The 15065-nt window shown below is 37.5% G+C and carries 12 protein-coding genes and 1 pseudogene; 10 read left to right on the forward strand and 3 right to left on the reverse strand.

Features of this window, described 5'->3' with window-relative positions:
• Positions 1–332 precede the first annotated feature (332 nt).
• Positions 333–1205 carry an Imm49 family immunity protein gene (locus AC0JIQ_RS07540; RefSeq protein WP_474203143.1) on the forward strand — a complete coding sequence of 291 codons (873 nt, stop codon included), beginning with the start codon at positions 333–335 and terminating at the stop codon, positions 1203–1205.
• A gap of 93 nt (positions 1206–1298) precedes the next feature.
• Here the strand turns inward: AC0JIQ_RS07540 and ilvA are convergent, their stop codons facing one another.
• Positions 1299–2843, reverse strand: coding sequence for a threonine ammonia-lyase, biosynthetic (gene ilvA / locus AC0JIQ_RS07545; protein ID WP_474203144.1), 1545 nt, complete (start codon positions 2841–2843; stop codon positions 1299–1301).
• Positions 2844–2941: 98 nt separating this feature from the next.
• Between ilvA and rpiA the strand changes: the two genes are divergently transcribed.
• Entirely contained in the window at positions 2942–3613 is a 672-nt protein-coding gene (gene rpiA / locus AC0JIQ_RS07550; protein WP_005160051.1) for a ribose-5-phosphate isomerase RpiA, read from the forward strand.
• Entirely contained in the window at positions 3613–4299 is a 687-nt protein-coding gene (locus tag AC0JIQ_RS07555) for a M48 family metallopeptidase (protein ID WP_474203145.1), read from the forward strand. The genes rpiA and AC0JIQ_RS07555 overlap by 1 nt, the downstream gene beginning before the upstream one ends.
• A gap of 1 nt (position 4300) precedes the next feature.
• Here AC0JIQ_RS07555 and AC0JIQ_RS07560 read toward each other — a convergent pair whose 3' ends face one another.
• The gene (locus AC0JIQ_RS07560; RefSeq protein WP_474203236.1) at positions 4301–5827 is read right to left on the reverse strand and encodes a hypothetical protein; all 1527 of its coding nucleotides are present in this window, start codon (positions 5825–5827) and stop codon (positions 4301–4303) included.
• A gap of 363 nt (positions 5828–6190) precedes the next feature.
• On the opposite strand from AC0JIQ_RS07560, the gene argC reads away from it, so the two are divergent.
• From argC to AC0JIQ_RS07590, 6 genes and pseudogenes are all read left to right on the forward strand, one after another.
• Entirely contained in the window at positions 6191–7240 is a 1050-nt protein-coding gene (gene argC, locus AC0JIQ_RS07565; protein WP_474203146.1) for an N-acetyl-gamma-glutamyl-phosphate reductase, read from the forward strand.
• Between the two features lie 81 nt (positions 7241–7321).
• Positions 7322–8071: a DUF6776 family protein gene (locus AC0JIQ_RS07570; RefSeq protein ID WP_474203237.1), complete on the forward strand. Its 750-nt coding sequence runs from the start codon at positions 7322–7324 to the stop codon at positions 8069–8071.
• A 19-nt stretch (positions 8072–8090) separates the two neighbouring features.
• Positions 8091–8504, forward strand: a complete 414-nt coding sequence (gene clpS, locus AC0JIQ_RS07575; RefSeq protein ID WP_004662278.1) for an ATP-dependent Clp protease adapter ClpS — start codon at positions 8091–8093, stop codon at positions 8502–8504.
• 402 nt (positions 8505–8906) lie between these two features.
• Positions 8907–9080: pseudogene (locus AC0JIQ_RS07580) on the forward strand (ATP-dependent Clp protease adaptor ClpS); the annotation flags it as partial.
• A 27-nt stretch (positions 9081–9107) separates the two neighbouring features.
• Positions 9108–11393 (forward strand): ATP-dependent Clp protease ATP-binding subunit ClpA, encoded by a 2286-nt coding sequence (gene clpA, locus AC0JIQ_RS07585; RefSeq protein WP_005216382.1) that lies wholly within the window; start codon positions 9108–9110, stop codon positions 11391–11393.
• Complete coding sequence (locus tag AC0JIQ_RS07590; RefSeq protein ID WP_005294514.1) at positions 11393–11755, forward strand: YnfA family protein; 363 nt, start codon at positions 11393–11395, stop codon at positions 11753–11755. Before clpA ends, AC0JIQ_RS07590 begins: the two co-directional genes overlap by 1 nt.
• Positions 11756–11807: 52 nt before the next feature.
• On the opposite strand, the gene AC0JIQ_RS07595 is transcribed toward AC0JIQ_RS07590, so the two are convergent.
• Positions 11808–13382, reverse strand: a complete 1575-nt coding sequence (locus AC0JIQ_RS07595; RefSeq protein WP_474203147.1) for an ATP-binding cassette domain-containing protein — start codon at positions 13380–13382, stop codon at positions 11808–11810.
• A gap of 618 nt (positions 13383–14000) precedes the next feature.
• On the opposite strand from AC0JIQ_RS07595, the gene AC0JIQ_RS07600 reads away from it, so the two are divergent.
• A complete protein-coding gene (locus tag AC0JIQ_RS07600; RefSeq protein ID WP_474203148.1) occupies positions 14001–15035 on the forward strand; it encodes a 3-deoxy-7-phosphoheptulonate synthase in 1035 nt (344 codons plus the stop codon).
• Positions 15036–15065 lie beyond the last annotated feature (30 nt).

Consider the following 15065-nt stretch of genomic DNA (forward strand, 5'->3'; position numbering starts at 1 on the left):
GGATCAATTGATTGGTTTGTAATGATTTTGTTTGAGTTGGAAAAGCTAGATTTGTTATTTTTCTAACAAAATAAAGAATATTTATAATTTTTAGAACTTAATTAGATTGTGCAAATATTTTTTGAATATAAATGTAAGACAAACTGAACTTTATTCGTAAAATTCCAGCCTATAGTGTTGGAATGAGAAAATAGTGAAACAGACAAAGCGATTATAGTTGCGCAAAAAAATGGAACATTAGTAAAGGGTGCAGCCTACGTTGATAAAAGTACAGAAAAGCTGATGCTAGTACGAATTGATCCAACGACGAAAAAATAATTGAGAGATAAATTATGAATAGTGTAACAGTAAATCATTCTGAAGCCTATCAAAAAGCTTTAGCACATGTAATTCAGCATGCAGCATTTAATGAAGATACTATTGAGTTCGTGGATTATGTTACAAATCAAAAGGGTAATGTAGTATTTTGCACTAGAATGTTAGGGAACTATGCTGAAGCGAACGCAATGGTATCTTGGTTTCGGGATAGTGATTTAGTGGCTTTTAAACAGTGGTGTTTTATTGCAGCTAAACTGAATCGTATGGTGTTTCAGTTTGATGTTATAGAATGGTTTCCTGCCTATAAACATTTATATGCTTTATTATCAGATAACGAAGAAATCATTTCTTGGTATAGTCAGCATAAAGTATCTTATGATCGACAAGGCTCAATTAAAGACCGTGATAATCCACGGAAACCAGACTTTCATGGTTATCAATTGATCTTGGCTCTTAATAATGAATGGGAACTTTTACGGGAGCGTTGCGAATTAATTTTAAGCACCGAGCTAAAAAAGGATCGTAAATACTTAATAGACCATCGTTTTTATCTTGCATTGGCAAATGGAGATAAAACAGAAATGGAAAGCGTATTAACAGAATTAACTAGTCCTAAAATTTCAAAGATTCGTAATCATGAATTTGCTTTTACTTTTACTGAGCATTTTATTGCAACGCATGCAGTAATTTATGCCAAATTGGCTTGGAGAAATGGCTATCAATTAAACATTGATACACCATGGATACCGAAAGAATGGTTACCCATTCAACCATTAGACGAATATCCTGAGCCATGGGATTTTATGAAAGAATTTGATCTTTGGACTCCCTTTGATGAGGAATATGCAGATTGGTCACCGCAAAAAGTAATTGATAGTTATATATAGCGAGTTCATGTGAATACTTTTTGTATATCAATATTTAATTGTGTTTGATAAAAATAAAGCCGATATGATGTCGGCTTTAAATGATGAGGTGATTTATTTAAGGAAACGTTTGTAACCAGTATTTTCACTGATTTCAGCATAAGGATAAGTAATTTTCTCTAAAGTTTCGATCAACCCATCTGGATTCTGTTTTGCATCAGTTGCTTGTAAACCGACTAAAACACGACCTTCGGCTGCACCATGATTTCGATAATGAAATAACGTAATGTTATGTGTTGGACCTAGGCGTTCCAAGAAAGTCAGTAGGGCACCTGGACGCTCTGGAAATTCAACACGGAATAAGCGTTCATTTTCCAAATTGGCATGACCACCAATTAAGTAACGAATATGCAGTTTTGCAACTTCATCATCGGATAAATCATCGACATCATATTGTTGTTTCAGCAACTCATGGATTTCGTGGCGTTCAACTTCGCCACCTTTTAAGCTAATTCCAACGAAAACCTGAGCTTGGCTATCGTCACTGGCACGATAGTTAAATTCAGTAATGTTACGACCTTGTAGGGCGCGGCAGAAATTAAGAAATGCGCCTTTTTGCTCAGGAATCGTGACTGCATAAATTGCCTCTTTGCGTTCACCCAATTCAGTGCGTTCGGCAATATAGCGAAGACGGTCAAAGTTCATGTTTGCGCCGCAAACAATAGAAACCATATTTTTGTCTGTTAACTGATGTTCTGAGATATATTTTTTGATCCCTGCTAATGCCATCGCACCAGAAGGCTCGACAATACTACGATTTTCATCATAGGTATCTTTGATTGCGGCACAGATTTCGTCTGTATTTACGGTAACAATATTAGGATCGACGATTGGGCCTGATTGATCGGACTTCTGTAAGCGAACCATTTCAAATGGTAATTCACCAATTTGTGCAACTGCTGTGCCATCAGCAAATAAACCCACATGAGGTAAAACCACACGTTCATTGGTTTCGAGTGCAGCTTTTAAGCACGCAGATTCTTCATATTCAACTCCAATGACTTTGACATGCGGTGCAACTTCACCTAGATAGGCTGCAACACCAGCAATGAGCCCGCCACCACCGACAGCAACGAAAACATATTCAACATCACGCCATTGGCGCAATAATTCATTGGCAATCGTTCCTTGACCAGCAATGACCAGTTCATCGTCATAAGGTGGGATAAAAACTAAACCTTCATCTTCTGCACGTTGTTTTGCGTATTTATTGGCAACATCGAAACTATCGCCATGTAACACAACTTGACCACCTAAGCGTTTAACTGCTTGAACTTTAATATCAGGGGTCGTGCTTGGCATGACAATAATGGCAGGAATGCCTAATTTTTTTCCAGATAGTGCAACACCTTGCGCATGGTTACCTGCTGATGCACAAATCACACCTCGATCGAGTTGATCTTTAGGAAGTTGGCTAATCCGGTTGTAGGCACCGCGTAGCTTGAAAGAGAATACAGGTTGTAAATCTTCACGTTTAAATCGAATATTATTATTAATTTTTTGACTAATTCGTGGAGCTGCTTCAAGCGGTGTTTCAATCGCAACGTCATAAACCGTTGCTTGTAAAATTTGTCGTACCACACGAGACAGCATGTTCATCTTCCCTATAACAGTTTAAAATAGGCAATCATTGTAGCAAACCCCTGTGCATTTGCGCTGTTTTCTTGCAGCAAATGTCAAAATAGTTGAGTGAAGTCATGAGTCTATATGCAACCCAAGATGAAAAAAAACAAGCTGCTGCTAAAGCAGCTTTGAAACATTTGCCTAAAGGCGGCATTTTGGGCGTAGGAACTGGAAGTACTGTTAATTTTTTAATTGATCTATTACCAGAGTTGCAATTGGAAGCAGCCGTAGCAAGTTCTAATGCAACAGCTGAACGTCTTAAAAAATTAGGTATTGAAGTGGTTGATATGAACTCGGTAGGTGGTTTGGATGCATATGTTGATGGTGCAGATGAAATTGACCGTCATATGCATATGATTAAAGGTGGCGGTGCTGCATTAACTCGTGAAAAAATCGTTGCTTCAATTGCTAAGAAGTTTGTATGCATCGTTGATGATTCTAAATGGGTGGATCAATTAGGACGTGATTTTCCACTTCCTATCGAAGTAATTCCAATGGCGCGTTCTGCTGTTGCACGTAAAATCGTAGCTTTAGGTGGTGATCCTGTTTATCGCGAAGGTGTTGTAACTGATAATGGTAACGTTATCTTAGATGTTTTTAATTTAAATATTTTGAATGCACTCGATTTAGAGAAAACGATCAACAATATTCCAGGCGTAGTAACCAATGGGATTTTTGCTTTGAATGCAGCTAGCATTGCGATTGTTGCAACCAATAATGGTATTGAAGAACGTACGGCACAGTAATGCAATCAGTTTCACTTGAAACACAATTGCCTGAAATTAAAGTAGTTCGACATGCAAGGGCGAGAAATTTGCGTTTGCGTGTTGAACCTACAGGTATTCGTTTAACAGTCCCTATCTTTTGTACAAAGCGGCAGATTCAGCAATTTCTGCAACAGTCTGAACAATGGTTATTAGAGACATGGAGCAAGCAACAAAAAGAATTTAAACAGACTATCAATTTTCCTGAACAACTTGTTTTATTTTATCATTTGCAACCATTTCAAATTATTCAGCAACAGCAACGTCATATTTTTAAATTTAACTGGGAACAACATATTTTATTTATTCGAAATGAAAGCCCTGAAATAGCTTTAAAAGCTGCTGTATTAGCATATGCGAAACAGTTTTTACCAGAATATTTAAACTTAATAAGTGAGCAGACGGGCTTGCAATATGGCGAATGCTCAGTGAGAAAGCCAAAGACACGTTGGGGAAGTTGTAGTTCAAAACATGACATTATGCTTAACGCAGGATTAGTATTAATGCCTATGCATAATGTACGATCAGTGTGTATACATGAATTAGCACATACTAAGTATTTTGATCATAGTGCTGGATTTTGGGCTGAAGTAGCAAAATATGATGAAAGCTATATCGAAAATCGCAGGCAATTAAAAAGTATTCAATTGCCTGCGTGGTGGTACTAAATCAAATAAAACTACATTCAAGTTGGGTTGTTTGTAGTTGATCCGGTGCCTTGCGAGTATCAAGACCTGCACTAGCAGTTAATACTTTGTTTGCTTTTATTTTAACTTGGACAAAACTATATTGTAGAGCGGTATTATTAGGTTCGGTTGAGCTCGAATTTAATAAATATTCACTACTATCCTTGTTAACTTGTAATAGATTATCTGTGCTATCTGCATCAAGTACAGATCTGAATACTTGAGTATTTTTAATTAGTTCGATCACACCGTTAGCACGGATATTGAGCTGACAATTATTAGTAGTATCTTCATAGTGTCCAATAAGATAATCAATCGATGGCAAGTTTGGATTGATCACATTGATACCTGTTAATCCTTGTTTACATGGGTATGCAGATCCGTTACAGGTTGCGATGGTATCAATAAAACCCACAGCGCGACGATAATCACCAGCACCAGCTGTACGAATATTTAAATTTGTGTTGTATAGCGGTTCTTCTCCCATATAAGTATATTGTTGTAATAGTTTATAACCTTGAGAATTATATATCTGTTGTTTGGCGTCAGTAGCGAGTTGAAGAACAGCAAGTTTTAGAGAGTCTCCGAATTGAGTTCGTATTAATTTTTGATTTTCGCCTATATCTTTTGCATTATTTTTTGCTGGATCAATGTTATCTGGAGCAGGGCTTAACAATGAATTCAGAGGTGATTTTTCACCATGAATTTTTTTCCCATCTAGATATCCATCTTTTAGGTCTACAGCAAGATTTTTCGTGAATTCAGCAAATGAATTATTGGGGTAATTATTTGCCCATTGTTGGATGTAGCCAAAACTAAAAAAAGAATTGAGATAGGTATTCGGTTGTAATTTAATATCTTGCTCATTTAATAGATTTAATTGATAAGATGGCTCTAGATTTTGAATATCTAATTTATTAAATGCATTCAATAAAGCAGCGTTTACATCTTGGTTTGCTAGTTTTAAGTGTAATTGACTAATGTTTATAGCATTTTCGGTTTCATTTGGAAGTTGACCAGAGCGTACCAATGCGCGTTGATAGCTCGCCTCAGTATTAGGGTTAATAAAAACAGTTTGTGTTAGATTGCTTACATCAACCTCAACTAAGCTATGCAAGGTCATTGATACATTTTCATATTGACCGTTAAGAAAATTATAAATAAGAGAGTTGGGTGTAGTTGAAATTTCAACTCTATATAAGTGACTCGTATTTAATATGATAGGCAAAGTAAGACTTGATAAATTTGTCGTTGTGCTTACTTTTTGCTCCAAAATTAAGGTGTTATCAAAATTGTCAAAAATTTTGATAACCACATCTCTCATTTCAGTTGGCACTTTAATATTAAAATTTTTCGGCTTGGGAACAGTCACTGGCGTAGTGATATTAGTACGTGCCTCGCTTTCACCGCTTCCACAGCCTACTAGAAAAGCTGGACTAAGCAAAAAAATACTGCTTACGCCTAAACTGATGTATTGGTTTAATCTTTGTTTTGATCTCAAAGAAGGCATTCCAGCTCTCCAAAATTTAGCATCCATGAAATTTATTATTACCGCATAGTTTTTATTCTATGCGAATACTTAGATGATTCAATAGTATTTCTTGACCAGTGGTAAAATTGAATTTATATAAAACAATTTGACAGAACTTTTACACTGTTTTTAATGTTATAGCGACCAGTTAAGTGAAAATAAGTTGTTAAATTTACATTTTTGTTTTTAGAAATTTTATATTTTTACTATCTTTATCTAGATACTAAATTAATTCCCCAAGTTGTAACTTAGAAATGCTATATAACTTATAGGGTTATGGATTGTAGAAATGGCGTCAAACTGCCATACTACAACCACTATTTATAGTTTGAGGTAGAGCACGTGATTTCTGTTGGCATCGTCGGTGGAACTGGATATACAGGCGTCGAATTATTACGTCTTTTATTAAGGCATCCACAAGCCCAAGTACGTGTTTTAACATCTCGAACTGAAGCAGGAAAACGTGTTGCAGATATGTTTCCGAGCTTAAGAGGACATACCGATTTAGCGTTCTCCGATCTTGATTTAGATGCATTAAAGCAGTGTGATGTTGTTTTTTTTGCAACGCCGCACGGAGTTGCAATGCAACATGCGGAAGAACTGATAGCTTCTGATGTTAAAGTGATTGATCTTGCTGCAGATTTTCGATTGCAAAATCTATCTGAATTTGAAAAATGGTACGGCATGCAACATAGCTGCCCAGGCGTATTAGTCGATTCAGTATATGGTTTAACTGAACTAAATCGTGAAAAAATTAGAACAGCTCAAGTGATTGGTAATCCCGGTTGCTATCCAACAACAGTACAGTTGGGTTTAGCTCCTTTACTAAAAGCTTCAGAAAAATTGATCAATCCGCAAAGTATTATCATTGATGCAAAGTCTGGTGTTTCGGGCGCAGGTCGCAAAGCTAGTTTGGGCATGATTTACAGTGAAAATGCTGACAATTTTAAAGCTTATGGTGTCGCTGGACATCGTCATCATCCAGAAATTGTTGAAGCTTTAGAAAACATTTCAGGTGAAAAGGGGCAATTTAATCATCTTATTTTTGTTCCACATCTTGTACCTATGATTCGTGGTATGTTGAGTACAATTTATGTCGATTTAACTGAGCAAGCTCAGAATATAGATCTACAAGCATTGTATGAGCGTTTCTATGAGAATGAACGTTTTGTTGATGTAATGCCAGCAAATAGTTCGCCTGAAACACGTAGTGTGCGCGGTGCAAATGAGCTACGTATTGCTTTATATCAACCTCAACCAAATAAATTAATTATATTAGTTGCGCAAGATAATTTAGTGAAAGGTGCAGCCGGTCAAGCGATTCAAAATATGAATTTAATGTTCAATTTTGATGAGGCTGCGGCTTTAGAAGGTATTGGTTTATTACCATAAAAAACGCTTTTTTACTTCCCACACATTTAAATTTGGATTTAAATGTGTGCTTTGATGTAAATCATAACGATAGAGATGATGATGGAAAACGCTGAACCGACTACTTCACCAGAAAGTTCCGTTAAAAAAAATAAATTCCTCAAGACGAATTTGCCTTTAGTGATTGCTGCTACATTACTGATTGGTAGTAGTTTTATGTTGGGATATACTGTTGGGCATCGTCAAGGTTTGACTGTTGTTGGTTATGATGCCGATGCTGAACAACTTGTCGGTGTTGTACAAAAGCAAAAGTCCGCCTTGGACTCAGTTAGTAAAAGCTTAAATGCTGCTGTTCAAGAACGTGATATGGCAGTTAGTAATGCCGATGAGTTATTTAAAGGTATTAATCAAGCTAATGCTGATAAAACTCAGTTTGAAAGTATGAATGCCATTTATCGTGAAATTTTAAGACAACGTGGTGGTGTTAGCTTAACCGTACAAAATTTAGCGATCAAATCTTTACCCGAAAATGCTTTTGAATATCAACTGGACTTGGTTCAAGTGAACCCAAATAAACGCCGAGCTGTTGGTAGTGTTGAGTTACGGTTAATTAAAGATACTGAAGTTCTGGTCGTGCCATTAGAAGATGCCAATTTTAATTTCGATGATTTTGAGCGGTTAACTGGACGCTGGACCATGCCAAAAGGTTTCACACCTCAGTTTATTGAAGTTCGTTTATCTGGTTCACCTACACCAGTGATTAAACGCTTTAGTTGGCAACGTGGTCAACCTGTTGATGTGAGTTCTGCTTTTGTATCAGAAATTCCTCAAGCTGAAGCAAATGCCCAATAAAATTTAGTAAGAACTGGATATGCGAAGATATAAACGTCAAATGAATTTAAGTGAAGTGAAAAATGCCTTTCATCAATCTGGATATGTCGATTGGCACTTAAATCCACGTTTAAGTGACTCGCAAGAGGATCATGATGGCGAAGTGATTGTTCAGACAGCACCACCTGAATTAAAAAAACCGCCACTATACGCTGTTGTTTTACTGAATGATGATTACACACCGATGGATTTTGTTATTGAGGTACTACAAAGTTATTTTGGAATGAATCTTGATCAAGCAAGTCAGGTGATGTTGACAGTTCATTATGAAGGCAAAGGAACAGCAGGTATTTATCCACGTGATATTGCAGAAACAAAAGCGAATCAAGTGAATAACTTTGCCCGATCTCAAGGTCATCCTTTGCTGTGCCAGATCGAACCTGAGCGAGGATAAAAACAAAGCGAAGCTTTGTTCCGAGCGCAAGACGAGCTACTCTGTTACGAGTAACAGCGTTAAAAAAGTAACGTACTTGCGTCATATATGGCTCATAAGCTAAGAGTGAAAGCGTAAGAAAAGCTGCTGAATATCACTTTGGGCAATCATATCTTGCGAATGAGTCCTTAGAAAACAAAGCTTTCTTTCTTTTTGTGATTTAAGTGCTAAATCAACATATATATTGTTTTGTGCTAAAAATATGAATCAATATATTGACTATCTTTATATTCAACCTATACATGATTTGTTAGGCTTTAACTAAGATCATAGCATATTAAAATTTTTCATAGGTTTAATACGCTTTCATAAATAAAGAACAGATTTGCTGTCTTTTTGAGCGATTAGACGAGTCTTATTCTCTTTGTAATCGAAATTTTACAACAATACTTTGTTTTGAATCTTGACCAAGATACTCAAGTAATGCTAACTGTAGATTATGAAGTAAAGTGTTATTGTAAACGTATACTAGATAACGCTTTAAAGCCTCAGACAAACCAAGTTAATACCAGCTTTATTCTAATATTATCCTTTTAGATGAAGCACAAAATATAAGGGGGTTACATGCTCAGTCGTCAATTAGAAGTATCGTTACGTTTGGCTGTTAGCATGGCTCGTCAAAAGAGACATGAGTTTCTTACAGTTGAACACTTGTTGCTTGCTTTACTTGATAATGATTCAGCAGTTAATGCGTTAAAAGCATGTGGTGCTGATATCGTTACCTTGCGTAAAGAATTAGAGGAATATGTAGAGCAACATACCCCAAAACTTGGTGATAATAGTGAACAGGCACCTCATCCAACCGAGAGCTTTGACCGAATTTTACAACGTGCAATTTTCCATGTTCAATCGAGTGGTGGTGATCGTACTGTTGAAGGTGCGGATGTTTTAGTTGCGATGTATTCGGAACGAGATTCGTTCGCGGTTTATTTACTTAAACGTCATCAAATCAACCGTTTAACTTTGACACAATATTTATCTCATGGCACACGTAAAGATGAGATTCAAGTTGAAGAAGAAGTTGAAGATATTGAAGGTGAAAGTGCAGCTTCAGCAAATGCTGGGCCACTTGAGCAATACACGCTTAACTTAAACATCGAAGCACAAAAGGGTAAAACTGATCCTTTAATTGGTCGTGAAAAAGAAATTGAGCGTGCGGCTCAGATTTTATGTCGTCGCCGTAAAAATAATCCGTTGCTTGTTGGTGATCCGGGTGTAGGTAAAACCTCAATTGCGGAAGGTTTAGCTTGGCTGATTGTAAATGGCAAGGCACCGAAACCACTTGCGAATGCTGAAGTTTATAGCTTAGACATTGGTGCTTTGGTTGCAGGGACTAAATATCGTGGTGACTTTGAAAAACGTTTAAAACAATTGTTGAATGCTTTGAAAAAGAATCCAAATGCGATTTTATTCATTGACGAAATTCATATGATCATTGGTGCAGGCTCAAGTATGGGCAGCACTATGGATGCATCGAATTTAATTAAGCCTGCATTAGCGAATGGTACTTTGCGTTGTATTGGTTCAACAACTTTCCAAGAGTATCGTCAGGTATTCGAGAAAGACCATGCCTTGTCTCGTCGTTTCCAAAAAATCGATGTGAATGAACCAAGTATAGGCGAAACGATTGAAATTTTACGTGGCTTGAAAAGTAAGTTCGAAGATTTCCATCATGTTGAATACGATGATAAAGCTCTTGTCGCTGCTGTTGAGTTGTCAGCTAAATTTATCAATGATCGTTTTTTACCAGATAAAGCGATCGATGTGATTGATGAGGCTGGTGCACAACGCCGTTTGAAAGCTGAAGTTGATGGCACAACCATCTCGGTTGAAAATATCGAAGACATCGTTTCTAAGATTGCACGTATTCCACCTAAAACAGTATCTAAAGATGACAAGTCTGTACTTGAGAACTTGGAACGTGATCTTAAACGTGTTGTATTTGGTCAAGATGAGGCGATTACAGCACTTGCATCCGCGATCAAATTATCTCGTGCAGGCTTGAAGGCACCAGATAAACCAGTGGGAAGTTTTGTATTTGCAGGTCCAACAGGTGTGGGTAAAACCGAGGTTACGAAACAACTGGCGAAATTGCTCGGTGTCGAGTTGGTTCGTTTCGATATGTCTGAATATATGGAACGCCATGCGGTTTCTCGTTTGATCGGTGCACCTCCAGGCTATGTTGGATATGATCAAGGTGGTTTGCTGACAGATGCGATTCATAAAAATCCGCATTGCGTACTGTTGCTTGATGAAATTGAAAAAGCACATCCTGATGTATTCAACTTGTTGTTACAAGTCATGGATCATGGTGCTTTAACAGACAACAATGGTCGTAAGTCTGATTTTAGAAATGTGATCATTGTTCTTACGACCAACATCGGTGCAGAAAGTATTGTTCGCGCAAGTATTGGTTTCACTGAACAAGATCATAGTGCAGACAATCAGGATGCTATGAAACGTGCATTCTCGCCTGAATTCCGTAACCGTTTGGATGGTGTGATTCAGTTTAAAGCACTTCCGACTACGATTATCGATTCAGTTGTAGATAAATTCTTGACTGAGTTGCAAGCGCAACTTGATGAGAAACAAGTGGTACTTGATGTTGATCAAAGCGCTCGCGATTGGTTGTCAGCTAATGGTTATGACCGTCTGATGGGTGCTCGTCCAATGCAACGTCTGATTCAAGAGCATTTGAAAAAGCCGCTTGCTGAGATGATTTTATTTGGTGAGCTTGCTGAGCATGGTGGTAACGTTGCGGTTTCTGTGAAAACAGAAAATGGCAAAGACGTTGGTTTAAAATTGGAAGTATTTGAAGATCATATCAACCCGAGTGCTGAACCTGCTTAATGTTTGAACTCTCTTTCTCGATAACCCAAGTACTTAAAGTATTTGGGTTATTTTTCGTCACAGCAATAGCTGAAATCTTAGGTTGTTATTTTCCTTATTTAATTTTGAATCAAGGAAAATCACATTGGTTGTGGGTTCCTACGGCTTTAAGCTTAGCAGTCTTTGTTTGGTTACTTACTTTGCATCCAGCGGCATCAGGTCGTATTTATGCAGCTTATGGCGGAATTTATATTTTTACGGCCCTGATGTGGTTGCGCTATGTCGATCAAGTCATGCTAACGCGTTGGGATATTTTAGGCGGGATCGTTGTTCTTTGCGGCGCTTGCCTAATTATTTTGCAGCCGCAAGGTTTGGTTCGTTAAACGTAAATCAGCATGGTGTGCCTTGTTACCATGCTGATCTATAGCAACGAGCTTAACTTAATAAATAACTTTCATTGATTCCGCATTCTTTAACAAAATTTTCATCATGCGACACCAATATCACTGCACCATGAAAAGAATGAATGGCTTGGGCGAGTAACTCACGCGATTCAATATCGAGATGGTTTTCTGGTTCATCCAAAAGTAATAGCTCAACAGTCTGTTGTTTCAAGGTAAGTAAAGCGACTTTTAAACGTTCGCCACCACTTAAATTTCTTAAAGAGCTCAGCGCCTTATCTCTACGGATTTGTAGGTTTCCTAAGCGTGTACGTGCTTGTTGCTCAGTCAGATTTGGATCAATAGCACATAAATATTCAACGGCAGATATATTTTCATCGAGTAATGAAAGATTCTGATCCAGATAAATAGAACTTACTTTGCAATAACTCTCTCCTGCAATCGGAGAAATTAAACCTTGAATGGTTTTCAGTAAAGTGGATTTACCCGTACCATTTGCACCGCTTAAATGTAATTTATCTCCCGCAGTCATCGCTAGATCAATAGGTTTTGTTGCGACATAAGCAAGTTTTAATTGTTGGCAACGTAAGATTTCTCCTGACTTTCTGGCTGTATGTGCAAATTCGAAAGATTGTGATTTGAGATGCTCCAGTTGGGTTTGCTTCTGCTGTAATTCATCTTTTGCATCTGAAAGCTGTTTACTCTGTTGTTTGCGTAGGTGGGAAAGAGATTGCTCAGATTGTTCTTTCTTTGCATCCAATAAGATAGGAGCTTGAGATCCTGAAGCTCTTAACTTTTCACCCGTTTTTTTGCGCTTTTGTGCTTTCATCTGGCTTTGAAGCTGCTGCTCTTTAAGCTGTTTTAGCTCGCGTTTTTCTTGTTGAACAGTTTGTGATAATGCTTCGACTTGTGTTTGATGCTGTTGCTTATACAGCGCGTAGTTACCACCGTAATAATGTATGCCAAACTGATTGAGCATAAAAATTCCCTGTACATGAGCCAAAAGCTGTCGGTCGTGGCTAATGATAAGCCCACCTGTAGGATGTTGACCCATTTGATCGATTAACCATTGTCGTCCTTGGACATCCAGATGATTGCTTGGTTCATCCAAAAGCAGATAATGATCTTTCAATAGGAATAAACGACAAAGGGCAAGTTTGGTTTTTTGACCCTCACTCAAATTTTGAGTTGGGGTATCTAGTGCTGTAGGTAAACCTGCACTTTCTAAAAGTTGCTGCCATTCTGTTGGTAAGTGCCAAAGATGTTCGACTAGATCGTAATCCGTAAATGATGCGGTTCCTTGTTGAATACGTTCAAAGCATAGATATAAATCGCCAATATCGAGGGCTTGAGCGATGGTATTGGCTTTGACTCGCTGGAGTTGAGCAAGATGTTGATGTGGGCATTGCCAAGAGATTTGGCCTGAATAGGGTAGTTGCGATGCTGTTTGTTCGTGCAAAAGAGACATCAATAGCGATTTCCCTTGACCATTACGTCCGATCAGTCCTGTAAACTGATGTAAAGGAAGTTGGAATGTAAGATGATCAAACAGTTTCTGCTGGGCTAATTCGAGTGATAAGTGTGAAACAATACATGCCTGTTGAGTCATAAGAAACCTCATAAACAGGATATGCAAAATAGCGAGATCGAGATAAATTTTAGAATGACAATCGCTAAACGATAGATAAGTCTATTTTGCACATCAAAAAGAAAAAAGAACTTTGATGATGGAAATAGAACTTACTTCATTGGCGTAATCTCGAATTGGTTTATTTTTCAACTATTCTATGGATGAAAACACGAAAGGTCAAATTTTACTATTTTGAAGTTTTGATTAAAAAAGTTAAAAAGTGCTTGTCAAATGCTGAAATAGTGCGTAATTTAAAGGTTAGGAACAGTTTTTTAGATATTTGAAATAAACATGTTAAAGCATACTGTAAACACAAACGCATACTTTTATTTTTGGCAATATATGTAGTTGCCTGATGCGTTTCGGGCAGCAAAAAAGGGTTGCCCAACCAGTTAATACCTGATCGGCAACACCGATCAGGTTTTTTTATGCTTTAACAATCATAATTTTAGGAGAAATACCATGCATACATTCAATTATTCATATTTTAGCAAGATTTCTTGGTTTTACTTTGCAAAAAAATCAACATCACTTAGATCACACTTGCTCAAATAAATGATAGGACTGCGAAGAAGGTCAGTCCAAAGGAATTGAAAAATGAATGCTTTAAATACTGCTTTGACACAATCAACACATACAAAAGAATCAATGCTTAGCTTGCCATCACAACTCAAAGCACAGTATCCCTTGTCTGCAACTTTAGCGCAGCAAATTTCAAAACATCGTCAAACGATTCAGAATATCTTATCAGGACATGATCATCGCTTAATGGTGATTACGGGTCCTTGCTCGATTCATGATCCTATCGCAGTACTCGAATATGCTGATCGCCTCCAACAACTACAAGAACAAGTAAAAGATCAAATATTCTTGGTGATGCGTGCATATATTGAAAAACCACGTACTACTGTGGGCTGGAAAGGTTTCTTATATGATCCAAATTTAGATGGATCATCAGATTTACAACTTGGTTTAGAAAAGTCTCGTGCACTTTACTTACAACTCATCGAAAAAGGCTTGCCGATTGCCAGCGAAATTTTAAGCCCAATGGCAACAGGTTATTTTGATGACCTATTGGCTTGGGGTGCAATTGGTGCGCGTACTAGCGAGTCTCAAATTCATCGTGAAATCGCTAGCCATATGCCATACAGCATTGGCTTTAAAAACGGTACTGATGGTTCGATTCAAATTGCTTTGGATGCGATTCAATCAGCACTGCATGGTCATCAATTCTTGGGGATGACTCAGCAAGGTCTTCCTGCAATTTTACATAGTGAAGGTAATCCATTACCGCATTTAATTTTACGTGGCTCAAATCAGGGTACCAACTATGATTTGGCTTCGATTCAAGCGATGCATTTCAAACATAAGCATTTACCTGCATTGGTAATTGATTGTAGTCATGGGAATAGTGGTAAAGATCCATTACAGCAGCCGAATATTTTAAAGCAAATCATTGCAGAACGTACTGAGTCGAAAGTTCGTGGTGTGATGATTGAAAGTCATTTGGTTGATGGCAATCAAAAGATTTCTTGCGATATGACATATGGACAATCAGTAACCGATGGTTGTTTAGGTTGGGATAAAACGGCGCAAGTGTTGTTGGATGTTGCTGAGCAGATGCGAAAGTAAAATTTATTTAAAAAAGCCAATCAGTGATGA

Source organism: Acinetobacter sp. FB, assembly GCF_056033405.1.

Excerpts from the sequence above, each read along its gene's own strand:
- clpS (WP_004662278.1), top strand. The coding sequence starts at position 8,091 with ATGCGAAGATATAAACGTCAAATGAATTTAAGTGAAGTGAAAAATGCC.
- AC0JIQ_RS07590 (WP_005294514.1), top strand. The coding sequence starts at position 11,393 with ATGTTTGAACTCTCTTTCTCGATAACCCAAGTACTTAAAGTATTTGGG.
- AC0JIQ_RS07595 (WP_474203147.1), bottom strand. The coding sequence starts at position 13,382 with ATGACTCAACAGGCATGTATTGTTTCACACTTATCACTCGAATTAGCC.
- AC0JIQ_RS07540 (WP_474203143.1), top strand. The coding sequence starts at position 333 with ATGAATAGTGTAACAGTAAATCATTCTGAAGCCTATCAAAAAGCTTTA.
- AC0JIQ_RS07600 (WP_474203148.1), top strand. The coding sequence starts at position 14,001 with ATGAATGCTTTAAATACTGCTTTGACACAATCAACACATACAAAAGAA.
- rpiA (WP_005160051.1), top strand. The coding sequence starts at position 2,942 with ATGAGTCTATATGCAACCCAAGATGAAAAAAAACAAGCTGCTGCTAAA.
- clpA (WP_005216382.1), top strand. The coding sequence starts at position 9,108 with ATGCTCAGTCGTCAATTAGAAGTATCGTTACGTTTGGCTGTTAGCATG.
- AC0JIQ_RS07570 (WP_474203237.1), top strand. The coding sequence starts at position 7,322 with ATGGAAAACGCTGAACCGACTACTTCACCAGAAAGTTCCGTTAAAAAA.
- ilvA (WP_474203144.1), bottom strand. The coding sequence starts at position 2,843 with ATGAACATGCTGTCTCGTGTGGTACGACAAATTTTACAAGCAACGGTT.
- AC0JIQ_RS07560 (WP_474203236.1), bottom strand. The coding sequence starts at position 5,827 with ATGCCTTCTTTGAGATCAAAACAAAGATTAAACCAATACATCAGTTTA.
- AC0JIQ_RS07555 (WP_474203145.1), top strand. The coding sequence starts at position 3,613 with ATGCAATCAGTTTCACTTGAAACACAATTGCCTGAAATTAAAGTAGTT.